Annotated in this window: 15 protein-coding genes and 3 pseudogenes; 5 read left to right on the top strand and 13 right to left on the bottom strand. The window is 34.1% G+C overall.

Going from position 1 to position 17316, the window contains the following annotated elements; translation table 11 throughout:
• Positions 1-5: 5 nt before the first annotated feature.
• Entirely contained in the window at positions 6-680 is a 675-nt protein-coding gene (locus DCC35_RS11570; RefSeq protein ID WP_175402797.1) for a GAF domain-containing protein, read from the bottom strand.
• Between the two features lie 77 nt (positions 681-757).
• Positions 758-1348, bottom strand: coding sequence for a TetR/AcrR family transcriptional regulator (locus DCC35_RS11565; protein WP_137090953.1), 591 nt, complete (start codon positions 1346-1348; stop codon positions 758-760).
• Positions 1349-1438: 90 nt separating this feature from the next.
• On the opposite strand from DCC35_RS11565, the pseudogene DCC35_RS11560 reads away from it, so the two are divergent.
• From DCC35_RS11560 to DCC35_RS11540, 5 genes and pseudogenes are all read left to right on the top strand, one after another.
• Positions 1439-2721, top strand: a pseudogene (locus DCC35_RS11560) (thiolase family protein).
• Positions 2673-3259: pseudogene (locus DCC35_RS22075) on the top strand (enoyl-CoA hydratase-related protein); the annotation flags it as partial. The pseudogenes DCC35_RS11560 and DCC35_RS22075, both read left to right, overlap by 49 nt.
• 165 nt (positions 3260-3424) lie before the next feature.
• Positions 3425-4207, top strand: coding sequence for a 3-hydroxyacyl-CoA dehydrogenase NAD-binding domain-containing protein (locus DCC35_RS11550; protein WP_394347728.1), 783 nt, complete (start codon positions 3425-3427; stop codon positions 4205-4207).
• Positions 4208-4212: 5 nt separating this feature from the next.
• Positions 4213-4830, top strand: a complete 618-nt coding sequence (locus tag DCC35_RS11545; RefSeq protein WP_137090950.1) for a 3-hydroxyacyl-CoA dehydrogenase family protein — start codon at positions 4213-4215, stop codon at positions 4828-4830.
• A 352-nt stretch (positions 4831-5182) separates the two neighbouring features.
• The gene (locus DCC35_RS11540; RefSeq protein ID WP_137090949.1) at positions 5183-5524 is read left to right on the top strand and encodes an alpha/beta hydrolase; all 342 of its coding nucleotides are present in this window, start codon (positions 5183-5185) and stop codon (positions 5522-5524) included.
• Positions 5525-5527: 3 nt separating this feature from the next.
• On the opposite strand, the gene DCC35_RS11535 is transcribed toward DCC35_RS11540, so the two are convergent.
• The 11 genes and pseudogenes from DCC35_RS11535 to DCC35_RS11485 form a co-directional block, all read right to left on the bottom strand.
• A complete protein-coding gene (locus DCC35_RS11535) occupies positions 5528-5920 on the bottom strand; it encodes a hypothetical protein (RefSeq protein WP_137090948.1) in 393 nt (130 codons plus the stop codon).
• A 92-nt stretch (positions 5921-6012) separates the two neighbouring features.
• A pseudogene (gene mnmA, locus DCC35_RS11530) lies at positions 6013-7222 on the bottom strand (tRNA 2-thiouridine(34) synthase MnmA).
• Positions 7223-7370: 148 nt separating this feature from the next.
• Positions 7371-8960: a leucine-rich repeat domain-containing protein gene (locus DCC35_RS11525; protein ID WP_137090947.1), complete on the bottom strand. Its 1590-nt coding sequence runs from the start codon at positions 8958-8960 to the stop codon at positions 7371-7373.
• Between the two features lie 68 nt (positions 8961-9028).
• Positions 9029-9487 carry a hypothetical protein gene (locus DCC35_RS11520; protein WP_137090946.1) on the bottom strand — a complete coding sequence of 153 codons (459 nt, stop codon included), beginning with the start codon at positions 9485-9487 and terminating at the stop codon, positions 9029-9031.
• Positions 9480-10301: a hypothetical protein gene (locus tag DCC35_RS11515; RefSeq protein ID WP_137090945.1), complete on the bottom strand. Its 822-nt coding sequence runs from the start codon at positions 10299-10301 to the stop codon at positions 9480-9482. Before DCC35_RS11515 ends, DCC35_RS11520 begins: the two co-directional genes overlap by 8 nt.
• 177 nt (positions 10302-10478) lie before the next feature.
• The gene (locus DCC35_RS11510; RefSeq protein ID WP_137090944.1) at positions 10479-11144 is read right to left on the bottom strand and encodes a hypothetical protein; all 666 of its coding nucleotides are present in this window, start codon (positions 11142-11144) and stop codon (positions 10479-10481) included.
• A 227-nt stretch (positions 11145-11371) separates the two neighbouring features.
• Entirely contained in the window at positions 11372-13054 is a 1683-nt protein-coding gene (locus DCC35_RS11505) for an alanine/glycine:cation symporter family protein (RefSeq protein WP_137090943.1), read from the bottom strand.
• A 99-nt stretch (positions 13055-13153) separates the two neighbouring features.
• Entirely contained in the window at positions 13154-14488 is a 1335-nt protein-coding gene (locus DCC35_RS11500) for a DUF58 domain-containing protein (RefSeq protein WP_137090942.1), read from the bottom strand.
• Complete coding sequence (locus DCC35_RS11495; RefSeq protein WP_137090941.1) at positions 14488-15507, bottom strand: AAA family ATPase; 1020 nt, start codon at positions 15505-15507, stop codon at positions 14488-14490. Before DCC35_RS11495 ends, DCC35_RS11500 begins: the two co-directional genes overlap by 1 nt.
• 3 nt (positions 15508-15510) lie before the next feature.
• A complete protein-coding gene (locus DCC35_RS11490) occupies positions 15511-16719 on the bottom strand; it encodes a DUF4350 domain-containing protein (RefSeq protein ID WP_137090940.1) in 1209 nt (402 codons plus the stop codon).
• Entirely contained in the window at positions 16700-17287 is a 588-nt protein-coding gene (locus tag DCC35_RS11485) for a hypothetical protein (RefSeq protein ID WP_137090939.1), read from the bottom strand. Before DCC35_RS11485 ends, DCC35_RS11490 begins: the two co-directional genes overlap by 20 nt.
• Positions 17288-17316 lie beyond the last annotated feature (29 nt).

Below are 17316 nucleotides of genomic sequence, written 5' to 3'. Positions count from 1 at the left end.
CTGGTCTAGATACTTCTCCAGATCCTTACCAGAAATAGCATTATTTTCAATAAATATACCAGGGATTGAGTAGTGGAAATCGGACTCTTCAGGTCATGGGAAATTACTGAAAGAAATTGATTACCTAATTTATTTAATTCAGTTAATTGTGAGTTTTTTTCGTTTAATAAATTGATTTTCGCATCAAGTTCTATCTGCTTTAAACGGTTATCAAAAAGCAACAGCACTTGTTCAGATAAAACCTCTAAAGCAAACAATTGATCTTCACTTAATGTTCTTGGTTTTCTATCAATTACACATAGATTACCCAGTACATATCCTTTTGGATTGATCAATGGTATGCCAGCATAAAATCTAATATTTGGATCAGCAGTAACTAATGGGTTTTCCTTGAATCTAATGTCGGAAATAGCATCTTCAACTATTAGCTTTTCTCTTTTCTCAATTGAATGAGCACAGAATGACAATTCACGATAGGTTGAAGATATTTCAACTCCCTTTTTAGCTTTAAACCATTGTTTATCCTTATCAATTAGGGAAATTAAAGAAATTGGTACATCACAAATTCTGGAGGCAAGTTCGACTATTCGATTATACTGCTCTTCTTCAGGCGTTCCGATTATCTGTAGTTCCTCTAACTGCTTTAACCTCGCTTCTTCACTATCCTTCACGAACATCATATCATTCATTTTTGAAGTTTACGAAGAACTACCCGGAATTGCTTCAAAAGGTAATAAATTCTCTAAATATACAGTTTTTAGTCACTCAATGCCTTCAACCAATATTCTCTGATAACGCGGCTATTTTTAAAAAATGCAGATTGATCATTTCTTAAAATCTCTACTTCCATAAATCCAAGTGATGAGCTTAATAGTGACGAGCTCATTTCATTTATTTCTATTGGATAACTATTAATTGAATGGATTTCAGATTTAATATAATCAGCTATACGATTAACTACATTATCAAATTTTTCTCTCAGAAATAAAGAAATTTCCTCTGAAGAATGGGCTAAGTAGTTGACTAATCGATAACAGTATAAGTCAAAACTTTTCTGACATTCTACGCCAAATAAAAAATTCACCAGCCTTTCTTTTGTATTATCAGCCGGGAGGTTTTCTATATTATCAATGATTCTGGAATAGGTTTCTTCAATAATATCCTGAGCTACAGCAACAATCAATGCATTCTTGGTATTGTAATAATGCATTATCAAAGAGGGTGGTATTTCCATTTGTTTAGCTAGCTTGCCAATAGAGGCTCCTTCTATACCTTCTCTTCTTATTACGATTTTATAAGCTTCAAGTATTTCTTTTTTCCTATCTTCAGATATACTTTTTCTTCCCATTTAATTGGTGTTGAACGTTTGTTCAATATATAAGGAAGTTTCTTATTTGTCAAATAAATCATAGATTTGAATACAAGAAAAAAACAAACAATGGATATAAAAGAGGTTTATTTTGTCGATGGCATTCGAACTCCCTTTCAAAAAGCAGGAACGGGCTACCGTAATTTGATGTCCTATCAATTGGGAGCTAATGCTATTCAGGCTGTAATGCAAAAGAATAACATTGAGGAGAAAGAAATTGAACAGGTGTGTTTGGGAACCGTTATACATCAGACTCAGACTTCTAATGTTGCCAGAGAGGCCGCATTGACCGGGGGGTCACCTCTTTTTCTCCTTGCCATACGGTTTCACAAGCTTGTATAAGTGCTAATGCTGCAATAGCCAGTATGGCAGATGTCATTCGGTTAAACCGTGCAGACCTAACTTTAGCAGGTGGTACTGATAGTGTTTCTGATATTCCAATTCAATTCCCAAGGGAGATGAGGCAGAAACTATTCCAGGCAAGATCCTTTAAATCAAGTGGTGATTATGCGAAATTTCTTCTTAAGCTAAGACCAGGTGATTTCAAACCGGAGATCCCGGACATTGCGGAGTTCACCACCGGAACTGTTATGGGAATGGATTGTGAGAGATCGGCAGCAAAATACGAAATCTCGAGAGAGGATCAAGATGAATATGCAGCCCGTTCACAACAATTAGCGGCTAAAGCCTGGGATGAGGGCTATTTAAAAGAAGAAGTTACCGGTGTATTTTATCCTGGCGCCTCTGATGAAATAACTTTTGATAATGGTGTTAGAAAGGGAACAACAAAAGAAAAATTACAAAAATTAAATCCTGCTTTTGAAAAGAAATACGGCACATTGACTGCAGGTAATTCTTCTTTTTTAACAGATGGAGCAGCGGTAAGCGTACTCGCTTCAGAGGAAGGGTTAAAAAAATATGATCTCAAACCCAAAGCTAAAATTATAGATCACGTTTTTACTGCGAGAAATCCGGGTGAGGAGCTTTTATTAGGTCCGGCTTACAGCATTCCGAAGTTATTGAAAAAATGTAAATTGTCTCTTGAAGACATCGATGTATTTGAAATTCACGAAGCGTTTGCGGCACAAATATTATATAACCTCAAACTGCTGAAGAGTAAGAAATTCGGAAAAAATAATCTTGGTCTGGATGGTGCTTTCGGAGAAATTCCAATGGAAAAATTAAACCTGTGGGGAGGCTCACTAAGTATTGGTCATCCATTTGGAGCCACAGGTTCCAGAATATTAAATACAGCCGTTCATCGTCTGCACGTAGAAAATAAAAAATATGCTATCATAGCTGCATGTGCAGCAGGAGGGCATGGTCATGCAATGTTAATCGAAAGGGTCTGATTATGTTTAAGCTACAAATAGAAAATAATGTCGGTATCATAAAGTTGAACAAAGAGGGTAGTGATCACAATACCATCTCAATGGATGATCTCGACTCGATGGTTGAATTACTGGATACGATTGAAAATGACGATTCAGTTGAAGGTGCTGTTTTTTATAGTGAAAAGAAGGACTTCCTTGCAGGAGCTGATATTAAAAAGTTCCTCGAGATGTCAGAAAGAGAAACAAGAGAAGTCGGTAAGACAGGACATTCTTTATTCAATCGTATAGAAGATAGTAAAAAGCCATTTGTAGCGATTATTCATGGTGCCTGTATGGGTGGGGGACAGAATTAGCCCTGGCCTGCCATGGATTAGTTATTACAGACTCATCGAAAACAAAACTGGGATTACCTGAAGTTAAACTAGGTTTACTTCCTGGATTAGGTGGAACTGTCAGGCTTTATAAGCGAATTGGTTTACCTAATGCACTGGATTATATACTTACTGGAAAAAACATGTATGCGAGCAAAGCAAAAAAGTTGGGCCTCGCAGATGTTTTTGTGGATGAAAGTTTCAGATTAAAAGCAGGTATTCAACTTGTAAAGGATATCGCTTCGGGTAAACATACCACAAATAAGTCCAAAGGACTATCTGTCAAAGATAAAGCATTGTTATTTGGTCCATTTAAAAGTTTTGTGATCAGCAAAGCCAAAGACAATGTAATGGCTAAAACAAAAGGTAATTATCCTGCACCACTCGAAATCCTTAAATGTCTTGAACACCATCCGGGTAAATCAAGAGATGAGGCTATTAAGAGAGAAATTGAAGGCTTTACTAAATTACTTCATTCTCCGGAAGCACGTCAGCTAATCAGGTTATTCTTCCTGATGAATAGTTATAAAAAGAATCCTTATTCAGAAGATCTTTCGGAAGCGCCAGAGCATTTATCAGTGTTAGGAGCAGGTTTGATGGGCAATGGTATTTCTACTGTCTCCATAGACAATGGATATAAAGTTACTCTTTTGGATTTGAGTGATGATGCTCTTAAAAAAGCAAAGAAAAACACCTCTGAATATCTTGAAAAGAAAGTTAAAAGAAAACAAATAAGCAGATCTGATTATCAAAAATTACTAAACGATTTGCAGTTAGTTGAATCGGGTGAACCAGTAAAATCTGACGCTCTTATTGAAGCGGTCTTCGAAGACCTTGAGTTAAAACAAAAAATACTTAAAAAATGGAGTGAACATCTCGATTCAGATGTATTGATCGCTACTAATACTTCTGCACTACCCGTTACAGAAATCGCAGAGGTTTGTACTAATCCGGAGCGAGTTATTGGTATGCATTATTTCTCACCAGTCGAAAAAATGCCATTACTGGAAATTGTCAAAACTGAAAAAACGAACAACGTAGCTCTGGCAAAAGCATACGATATCGGACTAAAACAGGGAAAAGTATGTATAGATGTAAGTGATGGCCCGGCTTTTACACGACTAGAATTCTAGCTCCAATGTTAAATGAAGCAATGGTGGCATTGTCGGAAGGTTATGAACCAAAAAGTATTGACCGGGTGATGAAAAAAAGAGGTTTTCCTGTAGGCCCTATCACCCTGATCGATGAAATAGGAATCGACGTGGGTGCTCACATCAACAGGGGTGCATTAGGTAAAATGTTTAAGGAAAGAGGAGCTAAATCTCATTCTGTAATGGGATTAATGGAAGACAAAGGCTGGCTCGGCAAAAAATCAGGTAAAGGATTTTATGTGTATGAGGATAAAAAGAAAACGGTAAATCCAGATTTAGTTAATCTATTTGGCGATGATCACAATTTTGATAAAAAAGCTGATAGTGAGGTAGCTGACAGATTGATCATGATGATGGTCAATGAGTCTTTTTATTGCTTGCAGGATAACATTTTGAAAGATGCTGAATCTGGTGATGTAGGAGCAATTTTCGGATTAGGATTTCCTGCATTCACAGGAGGGCCATTTATGTATACTCACAAAAAAGGAATTGATAATATTGTAAACCTTTTAAATACCCTTGAAGACAAATTTGATAAAAGGTTTAAACCAGCTCCGATATTGATTGAATATAAAGATCAAGATAAAAATATCTATGACGACTAATCATCATGGATTTAAGTTCAATCGATCATAAGTTTAAAAAAGGTAATCTTGGGTACTAATTTCTCTTCCGTCAATTTTCATTTGAAGCTCCTTACTTATTAAAAGGAGTCAATCCTGAAAAAGCAAAACGTATATGGATCATTTTCCATGGTTATGGCCAGAATATAGAATATTTCTCTAAGAAGTTTCAACAATATGAAAAGTCAGATTGTTTGATTATACCACAAGGGTTATCATTATTTTACCTAGATAATGGATATAGAAAAGTCGGAGCCTCCTGGCTAACTAAAGAATATCGGGAATTTGGTAGAAAAAATCAGCTTAATTATATAAATCAAATACTTAAAAAGAGCTGGGTAATATTGATTTAGAACAAAAAGAACTGATAGTCTTTGGCTTTTCTCAGGGTGTAGCAACTGCTTCCAGAGTGGTATCAGAATTAAACTTAAAACCTGACCATCTCATTTTTTATGCCGGAAATCCAGCCCATGATATCAAGTTTCCTTTAGAACTAAAAATCAATACTAAGGTTCATTTTGTATATGGAGATCAGGATGAGTATATAAATGAAGAAAATGCTATAAAAATAATTGATTACTTAAAGGATCTGACAAAAATAACCCCTGAAGTCATTCGATATCAGGGGTTACACACGATCAATTCCTCTATTTTAGGAACAATTATAACATCTTGATTTTTAGATCAAAACTAATTCTGAATCTTTCTTTTTAAATTCTTCAAGTAATTCATCAACAACCGTTGAATCGTATCCCATTTTCAAGGCCAGATTTTTACAATATGACAATTCTTTTATAGAAATCTTTCCATCGATAGAAATCATGGCTACGATACCTTTAAGATGCTGAAATTTATGTTTTTCTGAATATTCAAATCTTTCGCTTCTTCTCTCCCTGATTAATTCTCTTACTCTGTCTTTAGAAAACGAGTATTTATCTGCTACCTGATATACATATTTTAATTCGGTATAAGATAGATGAGAATCGATCTTGCCCACAGATAATAATCCTTTTATAAAGCTTTCGACAGCCTCTCTGTTCTTTTTATCCCGGAAAAAATTGAAAATTCTCATTGTCCCTTTTTCTATATATCCCTGTTACAGGATAAATAGTCACCCATTTGATACTTTAAAATCGATTGACTTGATGATTTATTCGATGAACGTTAATTAATCACTCCTGATCCAATTAATTCATCATCAGAATACCATGCTGCAAATTGACCGGGAGTTATTCCTTTCTGCATTTCATCAAAAATTATATACAAGCCAGAATCTGTTTTAAATAATTCCCCTTCTGTAATGGTTGACGATATCTGATTCTCACTGAGTATTCCATGCTTTGACCACTCTCCAACGCAAGATCAGGCCTTACCCAATGAATATCATCTTCTTCTATGAACAAGCCCTTCCTGTGCAATCCAGGGTGCGAAGAACTTTGTCCGGTATAAATAGTATTTGAATCAACATCAGTTCCAATTACAAACAGTGGTTCAGGCGTACCTCCAACATTCATTCCTTTACGTTGTCCTATAGTAAAATAGTGAGCACCTCGATGTTCACCGACTTTCTGACCATCATTTTCTTTATATGCAAAAGGTGTTGAAATTGACTTGAGCATCTCCTCAGAGGGCGCCCCGTTTAATTCCTCAACCCTAGAGCTATATTCTTGATATTTTTTATGATCATGAGGTATTTCTACAATATTCCCTTCTTTAGGTTTTAATTTTTGTTGTAAGAAATCAGGAAGCCTGATCTTACCAACAAAACACAGCCCCTGAGAATCTTTCTTATCAGCTGTTACAAGATCATTCTCAGAGGCAACCTTTCTCACCTCAGGTTTCTCCATATCACCAATAGGAAATAAAGCATACTTTAGCTGCTCCTGTGTTAATTGACACAGGAAATAACTTTGATCTTTATTATTATCCTTACCAGCTAACAGCCTGTATTTGACTACACCATCTTCTGTAAATTCTTCCTTACGACAGTAATGTCCGGTAGCAACATAATCTGCTCCTAATTTCAGAGCAGCTTTAAGGAAGATATCAAACTTTATTTCACGGTTGCATAATACATCAGGGTTTGGAGTTCTTCCTGCTTCATATTCACCGAACATATAGTCGACGATCCTGTTTTTGTATTCCTTACTTAAGTCTATTGTTTGAAAAGGTATACCAAGCTTTTGAGCTACAATTAAAGCATCATTTGAATCTTCCACCCAGGGCATTCATCACTGATCGTAACAGATTCGTCATGCCAGTTTTTCATGAACATACCTATTACTTCATAACCCTCTTCAACTAATTTTAAGGCAGTTACGCTTGAATCAACACCTCCGGAAAGACCTACGACAACTCGTTTTTTCACAATAATATTTAATTTTGAAATGTAAAATTACAAAATTTCATCAACTTAACGTTTAACCAGTTATTCGATATCAGGGTTACACAAAAGAACAGATTTATCAATAAAAAAACCGGATTGAATAACCCGGTTTAATATTTTTAAAAAAGAAATCTTTTTAGTAATAAACTACTTCACATCCTTCATTGAGGTTTTTAAATGTCTCGATATCTTTTTTAGAAATCTTTGTGTTGTAACAAACAAGCTTCTTAAGGTAGTTAAGTCCTAATACCGGACCGATATCTTTAATATCAGTATTGTAGAACTCTACTTTTTCAAGATATACAATTCTTCCAACTGGCTTTAAAGATCTCACGTATGTAGCAGATATCTTTAATTCTTTAAGTTCCTGCCAGTAAGACACTACAGACACATCATCAACCTGGGTGAATTCTATATTGAAATATTTCAGATTTTTCAGTGGCTCTAATTCTTCAATAGAAGAAATAGGGTTTTGACTTGCGTCGATCCATTCCAGACTTGTAATCTCCTTTAATGGATTCAGAGAAGGAATTCTGCTATTTTTAATGTTTAATTTTCTAAGATCTTTAAATATCCTTAGTGGTTCCAAAGATCCAAGCTGAGGTTTATTTGATAAATCTAATTCTTTCTTAAATACAAGGTCATGAAGTTGCTCAACCGTTAGAACATCATTAGCATTCATTTTTAAAGCATCTTTGAATGCAGATTGCCATTCCTGAGAAAGGTTAATCCACCAGATAGTAAAAGGTATAGCCTTATAAATCACCTGGATTTTTGGATTGTTAGAAATAAATTTTTCAATTTCAGATTCAGGAATATCAGTTTCCTCACAATTTAGATAAGTAAGCTTATCAAAGCCCTTGACTACATCTAATGAGTTAACTCTGGTTTTTTCAAAATTCAATTTTGAAATATTATCCAGACCTGCAATAGGAGAGAGGTCGCTTACCTGAGTATAGCTAATGTCGACTACCTCAAGGTTTTCCATTCCTGATAGAGCCTGGATATTAACTATACCTGTATTTGATGCTTTGATCTCTTTGAGGTCTTCAAAATCCCTGATCGGATCCAGCGAAGTAATAGACTTATCATCAGAAACATTTATAGCCTGGAGATTTTGAATCTTTAACAGGTCATTTCTCTCCATCTTTGTTTTACCAATGATTCTGGAAAGCATTTTTTTCCATTCAATAGAAAGATTTCCCCACCAATCTGCAAGGTTTACTCTGTCAAATATCACCTTGCAATTAGGGACAACCTTATTAAACCTGGTTGCTTCCTGAGGACTGATAGGAGTATTATCACAATATATCTTTTGAAGGTCTTTTGAAGCTTCTAGAGGAGATAAATCAGACACCAAAGAATTTTGAACGAACATCAACCTCAGGTTTTCCATCCCTGTTAATTCATCAATATCAGCCACATCCGTATCTGAAATATCAACCACTTCCAAAAATTTTAAATCCTGAATACCTTTAAGAGAAGTAATCTGGGTATGCGCCAGATTTATTTCTTTTAGGTTTATAAGCGTTTCAAGAGGCTTAAGAGATTGAATATTCTTATTATTTGAAATATCAATTTTATCGATATTAGCTATTCTTTTTAGGAGGCTGTAGTCTAGTTTTGCATCACTACCAACCTCATCAAGAAATACGATTTTCCATTCATCAGGTATTTTAGACCACCACTGGTTAATCTCTGATTCAGAAATATCAGTAGAATACATACTAACTACCTTAAGGTCATCCTTATTTTCATTTAAATTGACCTCAATATATCTGATTTTATCAGAACTTACTTTCTCCCCTTAACATTGGTACCATTCATCCTTCGGACCAGGGTAACCTTATAAGTATGAATTCCTTTTTTGGAATTAATGTGGGAAATATTTTTTATTTGTAATTCAAAATTTACCTTTTGAAAAAAGAAATCAATGTCCTTTAAATAATCCTGGACATCTTTATTAATTGCAGAGCTTCTTTGTTCATCCAAATCATCTTCAATTTGAACCTCTGAATTCTTAAAGACTTTCAGATAACTCTGTTCTGTAATAATCTGCTTTTCTTTAACTGTCGCCCGGTCTCCACCTAAAGTATTAAATAAATACTCCAAAAATGAAACAAGCCCTTCGACACGTTGCTTGTTCTCATTTTGTTCTTTTACAGATAAATTACTTTGGGCGTTTAGATTCGCAGAAGAAAACGCCAAAGCAATTGAAAAAAGAAAAATGAATATTGAATTTCTATTAGTCATGATAGATATTCTTTAGTAAAAGGTTCTTTTCTGACTGTGAAATCTTCAACAAATCAGCTATTAACCAACCACTGTTATATGTACTGCGATTAAATTCTTCTAATTTAAAATACCAGTTATCCACCTGGAAGAAATGATAAAAGGTTTGTGTAGTATATAAAAATTTAAGATTTCCTTTTTTCAACTCATAAAAGAAAACTGTCAGATAATGAGGTTTATAAGAATTATCAGCAAGATCTTGTTCTTCTCTTTCTTTAAGGTTTTTCTTAAGATTCATAAAATCCAATTCGTGACTCATCGGATGTAAATATTTTTTACGAATATTCGGGTCTTTATCAAAAATCTCAAAAAATGGTTCAAAATATATATCGCTGATCACCCATTTGATACCCTTATTTTCCTCTTCAAGTTTCATATACAAAATGGCGTCTTCTACTTTTCCATTGTACATGAACTTACAGTGAGCTTCAGCAAACCATTCTCCTTCCCAGAAAGTAAGATAATTTGATGAAGTTGGACTTGTAACATCTTCAATGAATTGTCTTTTGATATCATTACTGATCCCATTATTACTCATATCAAATAACTGAGCGATGGTTTTTTTCCGCAACTCATTATTTCGATATAATGGATCATCTTTCCTTAACCGATTGCCCTGCCAATCCTCTTCGAGATTAAACCTCCGGAAAAATTGGTTAACCTGCTTTGTTGAGGCTACTAATACTTCCTTATCAGCAAAATCATTTCCGACTTGTGCTTGCGCTACAAAAAATGGCACGATGGCGATAAAAATTGAAAAATATAACTTTTTCATTCGACTTACATAATTTTCGCGTCTCAAATATCTGAAATAAACATTTCGGACATATAAAAAATAACGACCTTCGTTAAAAAAGTTTTTACTTTAAATCTAAAAACTTCTAAAATCAAACCTACAAAAAAACAGGATAAATAAGAATAAATATTCGAACGAAAAAAAACAGAAGAAAGATTAATCGTAAATTTTACGAAGAATTAGTCTATCTATTTTGTTATTTTCTTCAAGCTTAAGATTGGAAACTGTAAAATTTGTTTGCTTAACAAATTTACAATATTCAAGAAATTCGTAAATAGTTTGCGGTCTTTCGTAAACAGGATCTTCACCAGCAGAGGCAAAATCAACTAATACAGTCACTTTATCGCTTGAAAAATAATCAAGAGCTTCTGAAATTATTTCATTAGCTTCATCATAATCTTCTGCTCTTGCGATATTATCTATAACTAAAGAAAATTCCTTGTTGAAATTTTTAATGAATACAAAATTATCAGCTTTTGTATTTTCTTCAGGTAAGAAAACTCTCTCTTTTTCAATTAATTCTTCAAGAGTTTTTACCAGGTTGATTACAACGTCATCTTTCAATCCTAGATTCTTAATCCTTTTAATTTCTTTCATCTGAAATTCAAGATCATATTTCTCTCTATGATATAAAAGAGATTGTAAATCGGCTCTGGCCTGATTTATTTCATCAGAATTAGATCTTGTGACGTTAGCGGCAGGTATATAAGCATATTGTTGTGCATATATTGATAAATCACATACGAATAGCATAGCCACAGCCAAAATGAGTATTTTGGCATTGGACATCTTAAATTCAATATGTAACCGCTTATTTATCATTATTTTATAATACCGGAAGGGCAAAGTAAGCTAAAAAATATCAATAATCAATTTTTATCGATAAAAATACCTCATTCACCTTAAAAAATCATTTGTTTATCTTCAATTACTCAAACAATCTATTTAAATATTTATACTTTTTATATGAAAAATGTAACCTCTGATAATAGAATAAAATAAAAAAGTGGCCTTCGGGCCACTTTTTATAGGTTTAGGTTTAATTAAGGCTAATCTCTATTTCTAAATTTTTCCCAGTAATCACCAACCGTTGACTTCATTTCTTTATGTAGCATAACAATACCAATAAGGTTTGGTAATGTCATCAAGGCAATTGTAATTCCTGCAATTGTCCAGATTATTTTGGCTTCCACAAAAGCAGCTATAAAAAATGCTATTACATAGAATATTCGATAGATGATAACATACTTATTACCAAATAAGAAAGTTGTCGCACGGTCACCATAATATGACCATGAAATAGCTGTAGAAAATGCGAATAACAACATTCCAATGGAAACAATATATTTACCCCAATCACCGAGATATCCAAGTCTGAATGCCTGAGTAGTTAAAGGAGCCGAGTGAACAAGAGATTTTCCTGAAACTACTACACCATCAGGTAAAGAAACATCACCATCTTCTGCCGGAATCGTTCCATTATAGGGTTGTCCGTCTTTAGTAACCCTGACATTCTCAGCAAAGGATCTTGCGTGAATAATAGTTACATCATCGACGAACTTCCCATCTTTAATGGTAAGGTCGCCATTGTAATCAGGAAGCAATTCACGCTCTTCCAGATGCCTGAATACAGCACGCTGATTTTCAGGATTCTCTTCCATCACTTTAGCGATGACTTCGATATCAGTCGTTGCAAAGTCATTTTGGAACTTATCTTTCCATGCTCCTGAAGACAATAAAACAAGACCTGTAATTGTACAGATCAGTATTGTATCGATAAATGGTTCTAGTATAGCAACCATACCTTCAGAAACAGGCTCTTCAGTTCTTGCAGCAGCGTGAGCAATCGGTGCACTACCCTGACCTGCTTCATTTGAAAAAAGGCCTCTAGCAACACCATTGTTGAATGCAAATTTAAATCCTGCTCCAAGGAAACCACCTGTTACGGCAGTACCACTAAATACATTTGTAAATATTGAAGTTAACGAAGGAAGTACATTTTCCCAGTTATAAAATATAACACTAAATGCACCAAGGAAGTAGATCAATGCCATTGAAGGCACTAATTTTTCAGTTACTTTAACAATCCTTTTAATACCACCAATAATTACTAGTGCCAATAATACGCTAAGAACAGAGCCGGTAATTATAGGATCGACATCAAAAGTGGTTTTAACTGATGTTGCAATATTATTTATTTGCGGCATATTACCTGTACCAAAGGAAGACAGGATCGTTGCTAAAGCAAATACTACTGCTAAAACCTTACTTACGCCATTGAAATTCAGATTAAATAATTTGAAATTCGCATGCTTCATGTAGTACATAGGACCACCGGCCATAGTACCGTCTGCCGTTTTTTCACGGTATTTATGCGACAGGGTAACCTCAACGAATTTAGTAGTCATACCAAAAAACGCGGTAACCAGCATCCAGAATAATGCTGCCGGACCACCGATATGTAATGCAAGGGCTACACCACCAATATTACCTGTACCTACAGTTCCGGAAAGGGCAGTTGTTAATGCCTGAAAGTGTGACGCATCTCCAGCTTCTCCTTTTTTATCATACTTTCCAAGAACAACATTTATGGCATGCCTGAAATACCGTATCTGAGGAAATCCTAAATATACTGTGAAAAACAAGCCAGTACCAAGTAGTAAAAATAAAAACCAATCGGCCTCTCCAACATAGCTGTTAATCGATTCTAAATAAGAATTTAATTCTTGCATTAGTTTAGGTTTTAAGTTTTTTTCTCAAAAAAATTGTCCCGAAAATAAGAAACAGGAACATTATATGCTATTTAAAGGCAGCCTTTATTTTCAATTGTTTTATATCAGCCCCTTGGCTTTCAACTCCAGGTACTTATTTAAAGTATTGATGCTCAGGTCTTGTGGACGGGTGTAAATGGTTTGAATTCCAAGATGCTGAAGTTCCTTTATCATAAGCTTTTTTTCCATGGCCAATTCACCAGCAACGACCTTATAATAAATCTCTCTCAAGTTTTGAGCATCTTCCGTAGCATATTTGGTTGTCTCTTCATTCTCAAAAATAACCACTATCAATAAATGTAATTTTGATAATTTCCGAAGCACTGGCAACACCCTTTCTATAGTATACTTACTTTCGAAATTAGTGTATAGCATTAACATACTTCGATGCTTTATAACTCTTCTTATATTCTGATATAATAATTCAAAATCTGCTTCAGTAGTATCCTGATCTAAAGAATAAAGCACCTCATTAATTCTTCGAAGCTGAATAGGATTTTTGTCAGCTTTAATCATAGCTCCCTGATGAGCTGAAAAAGTAATCAATCCTGCCTTGTCATTTTTTTGAATAGCAGCATTAGAAAGAATTAAAGAAGCGTTCACAGCATAGTCGGTTAACGACATCTTATTAAATGGCATATACATGGCTCTCGAACGATCGATAATTGAATAGATCTGCTGAGATTTTTCCTCTTCATAATGATTTACCTTCAGCTTTCCCGTTCTTCCGGTTGCTTTCCAATTGATCTTTTTAATCTCATCTCCCTGAACGTAATCTTTAATTTGCTCAAATTCAGTACTTTGACCAATTCGCCTTATTCTTTTTATCCCTTCAAACATCTGGAGGGATTGAATTGAATGTAGATTATATTTTTTAAGATCGATTATAGAAGGGTAGGCGGGAACAGTTTCAGAAAGTGGTATAGTAATTCTCTTTGTAAATAGCTTTAGCGGACTGTTTACAAATAGTCTTAAATCACCGAATTTATATTTCCCTCTTTCGACAATATGTAAACTATATGTCTTAGTCAAATGATCCAGACCTCCAAAATCGTAACTAAACCTAAGGTTTCTTTCCTGACATTTAACTGGTATCTCATCAATAAAATATCCATTTAATTTTTTGTCAACCGTCTTTGAAAGGTGTATTCTGACTTTATTATTGTTTCCCAGAGAAAGCACTTTGGCATGTGACCTTCTCGCTGAAAAATATTGATCTTTATACCAGTTAAAAAGCAATAATATATCTACGCAGGAAACAACAAGTAGTATTCCCAGCATTACAAATCCTGCAAAGTATATAGCAGGAAAAAAGAATGATAGAAAAAATACCCCTGTAACTCCCAATAGGATCAGGTAAAAAGGAGAATTAATAAATAGTTTTTTAAGGAACATTACCTCGGCACCTCTATTTCTTCGACAATATTTTTAATTACTTCTTTGGTATCTACACCTTCAAGTTCTTTTTCCGGAGTTAATACCACCCGGTGATTTAATACAAAAGGTGCTACATACATTATATCTTCTGGTATAACGAAACTCCTGCCTTTTAGTGCAGCTGTAGCCTTTGAAGCTTTTAATATTGATAAAGAAGCTCTAGGAGATGCTCCCAGATATAGATCATGATGATTTCTGGTATTAAACACTATCGAGGCGATGTAATTCACCAGCTGGTCTTTTATATGAACTTCTTCTACTAACTTTTGGAATTCTGTAATATTAGATTTCTCAAGGATAGTATTTATATCTGTTTTACTTTCTTTATTGAAATCATCCTTAAATTTATTTAGTATAGAAATCTCGTCCTCAAGGTTTGGATAGGTCATATTAACTTTAAAAAGGAACCTATCTAATTGAGCTTCCGGTAACTTATATGTTCCTTCCTGCTCGATTGGGTTTTGAGTAGCGAGCACCATAAATGGAAATTCCATTTTATATGTCATACCGTCTACGGTGATCTGACGTTCCTCCATAACCTCAAAAAGTGCTGCCTGTGTTTTGGCCGGAGCACGGTTTATTTCGTCGATAAGTACCACCTGAGAAAATAATGGACCTTTTTTAAATTCAAATTCTGATTTACCCATATTAAATATTGAGGTACCTAAAACATCAGAAGGCATTAGGTCCGGCGTAAATTGTATCCTGCTAAACTCTGCATCAATCGCTTTAGATAGAAGTTTGGCACTCATAGTTTTAGCGATACCAGGAAAACCTTCCAGTAATAAATGACCACCACTAAATAGTGCTATTACATATAATTCTACCAACTCTTCTTGTCCAACAACAAGCTTGCCTATTTCATTTTTTAGTAATTGAACTTTATCACTTAGTTGTATATACTTTTCCTCGTTGTTATTTTCAATTTCACCTGAGTCTGATACTGGTCCGTTTTCTTCAATTCTATTCTCTTCCATAATCTATAGTTCCTTTTTATAGAAAGTTTGTATTAAATTATAAATGTCTATTAATTCTTTATCTGAAACTGATTTTTTGTAATTCAAATTTTCAATTTTCTGAACAATTGTTTGAATCAACTCAATCTCAACTCCGGATTTCATATTAAGTTTCTTTATTAAATTATCATCAATCTTTGAAGTGTTCAGATTATATCTGGACCTTATATGTTCAAAAAACACCTTGTAAAGCTTTTGAAATATCACATAAGAATCAGCTTTCTGATAGTAAAGCTCTCCAACTAACTTAACATGGTTAAGTGTCCTGTTCTCCTTATCTGGAATTACGGGAATTACTCTTTGTTTTCTTTTCGAAACATAAAATAGATAAATCAAAGCTGTTGCAAGAAAAACATACCATGCAGTTGATAAATGTTTGTCGGACAGAACAAAACTTAATGGATTCGAACCCATTTGGTCATCATCTATATATTCTTCGTTTTTATAAGGATTGGTGAAGTATCTGTCCAAATATATCTTTTCGCCTTCCAGCCGTTTAGTGAGGAATTTTGCTGTCTGAAATTTTCTATTCGACAGATAGTAATTCGAAAAAACGATGGGTGTGTTAATGAAAATAAGCTTACCATTTCCATAAGAAACTTCAAATGCAATTGGTCCTTCATCAATATAAAGTAAAGGAGTGAGGTGGTCTATATTATAATCTTGCAAAACCCTGACTTCACTAGTTATTAGAGGATCACCATATTGATTATACTTAACAAAGATTTCTGAATAATTTTCATTGCTTATTGTAAATCTCTTAAGCGTTTCATTACTGAAATAATATAGTTCATAACCTAATTCTGCCTCAAGAGAATCTAAAATATCAGACGGATTAGTATAAGTTGCTATTAACGCCGTAGCACCATTATTAACAGCATCAAAAAATTTTGGAAGTTGTTTATTGCTTTCAGCTAAATGATTACCAACAATAATATATGCTGAAGTACTATCGAAAGAACGTTCTGCATTTCTGACATCTATAAAATCAACTGTTTTATCATCAAGTGTTTCCAGCCAATCTTTATATATTTTAAGATCATATGGGTTTTCTCCTTCCCAGTAATAATTTTCTGACCAATGATAATTATCATTTAGTGCATTTATTACAAAAAGAAGAGCCACTAGACCAATAAAAACTGCTATAATAATATTAACCAGGTTGTCTCTCATTTAATTCTCTTAGCAGATTGTTAAACTTTCCTTTTTCTTCGAGGTATTTATTTACATCAATAGGATATTCTCCATACCAGTATTTTTCAAAAATAAGTGTGATCTTACGAAAATCAGATTTAATATCCTGATCTTCTAATTCATTTAAAAATTGATGATTTGTTTTATCTTTTTTCCAGACTATATAACCATTCTCCGCAAGTATTCTTATAATCCATTGATAAAATAATCTTAAAGAATAAGCATATTTACCTTCATCTTCTGCCTGTTTAATCAACTGGTCAAAATCTAGAATCATTGTTTTTTCAGTGATCTCTTCATCTGATAAAATGGTAACAGCCTGATTATTTTTCAGATTAGATTTACCACTGTTATTTACAAGCCATATCAATAAAGATAGAATGACACCTATTCCTATAATTATGAGGGCTACTTTAAATACCGGCCCGGCATTATTAAACCAGCTTCCGACTCCTGGATCAAAATCTATATCTCCGGAACTATCCTCATCTTTTTCCACTTCTTTTTCCTGGAATTTGTAGTCGACTCCCTTTGATACTTGTTCCAAATCTTTCTGGTCTAGACTTAAGGAATCCT

The sequence above is a fragment of the Mangrovivirga cuniculi genome, from assembly GCF_005166025.1.
GTDB lineage: Bacteria > Bacteroidota > Bacteroidia > Cytophagales > Cyclobacteriaceae > Mangrovivirga > Mangrovivirga cuniculi.
The sequence above is the reverse complement of the archived record's forward strand: the minus strand, read 5'-3'. Positions and strand labels throughout refer to the sequence as shown.

Excerpts from the sequence above, each read along its gene's own strand:
- DCC35_RS11550 (WP_394347728.1), top strand. The coding sequence starts at position 3,425 with ATGGCTAAAACAAAAGGTAATTATCCTGCACCACTCGAAATCCTTAAA.
- DCC35_RS11535 (WP_137090948.1), bottom strand. The coding sequence starts at position 5,920 with ATGAGAATTTTCAATTTTTTCCGGGATAAAAAGAACAGAGAGGCTGTC.
- DCC35_RS11495 (WP_137090941.1), bottom strand. The coding sequence starts at position 15,507 with ATGGAAGAGAATAGAATTGAAGAAAACGGACCAGTATCAGACTCAGGT.
- DCC35_RS11520 (WP_137090946.1), bottom strand. The coding sequence starts at position 9,487 with ATGACTAATAGAAATTCAATATTCATTTTTCTTTTTTCAATTGCTTTG.
- DCC35_RS11570 (WP_175402797.1), bottom strand. The coding sequence starts at position 680 with ATGATGTTCGTGAAGGATAGTGAAGAAGCGAGGTTAAAGCAGTTAGAG.
- DCC35_RS11500 (WP_137090942.1), bottom strand. The coding sequence starts at position 14,488 with ATGTTCCTTAAAAAACTATTTATTAATTCTCCTTTTTACCTGATCCTA.
- DCC35_RS11490 (WP_137090940.1), bottom strand. The coding sequence starts at position 16,719 with ATGAGAGACAACCTGGTTAATATTATTATAGCAGTTTTTATTGGTCTA.
- DCC35_RS11565 (WP_137090953.1), bottom strand. The coding sequence starts at position 1,348 with ATGGGAAGAAAAAGTATATCTGAAGATAGGAAAAAAGAAATACTTGAA.
- DCC35_RS11505 (WP_137090943.1), bottom strand. The coding sequence starts at position 13,054 with ATGCAAGAATTAAATTCTTATTTAGAATCGATTAACAGCTATGTTGGA.
- DCC35_RS11525 (WP_137090947.1), bottom strand. The coding sequence starts at position 8,960 with ATGTATTCTACTGATATTTCTGAATCAGAGATTAACCAGTGGTGGTCT.
- DCC35_RS11510 (WP_137090944.1), bottom strand. The coding sequence starts at position 11,144 with ATGATAAATAAGCGGTTACATATTGAATTTAAGATGTCCAATGCCAAA.
- DCC35_RS11545 (WP_137090950.1), top strand. The coding sequence starts at position 4,213 with ATGTTAAATGAAGCAATGGTGGCATTGTCGGAAGGTTATGAACCAAAA.
- DCC35_RS11515 (WP_137090945.1), bottom strand. The coding sequence starts at position 10,301 with ATGAAAAAGTTATATTTTTCAATTTTTATCGCCATCGTGCCATTTTTT.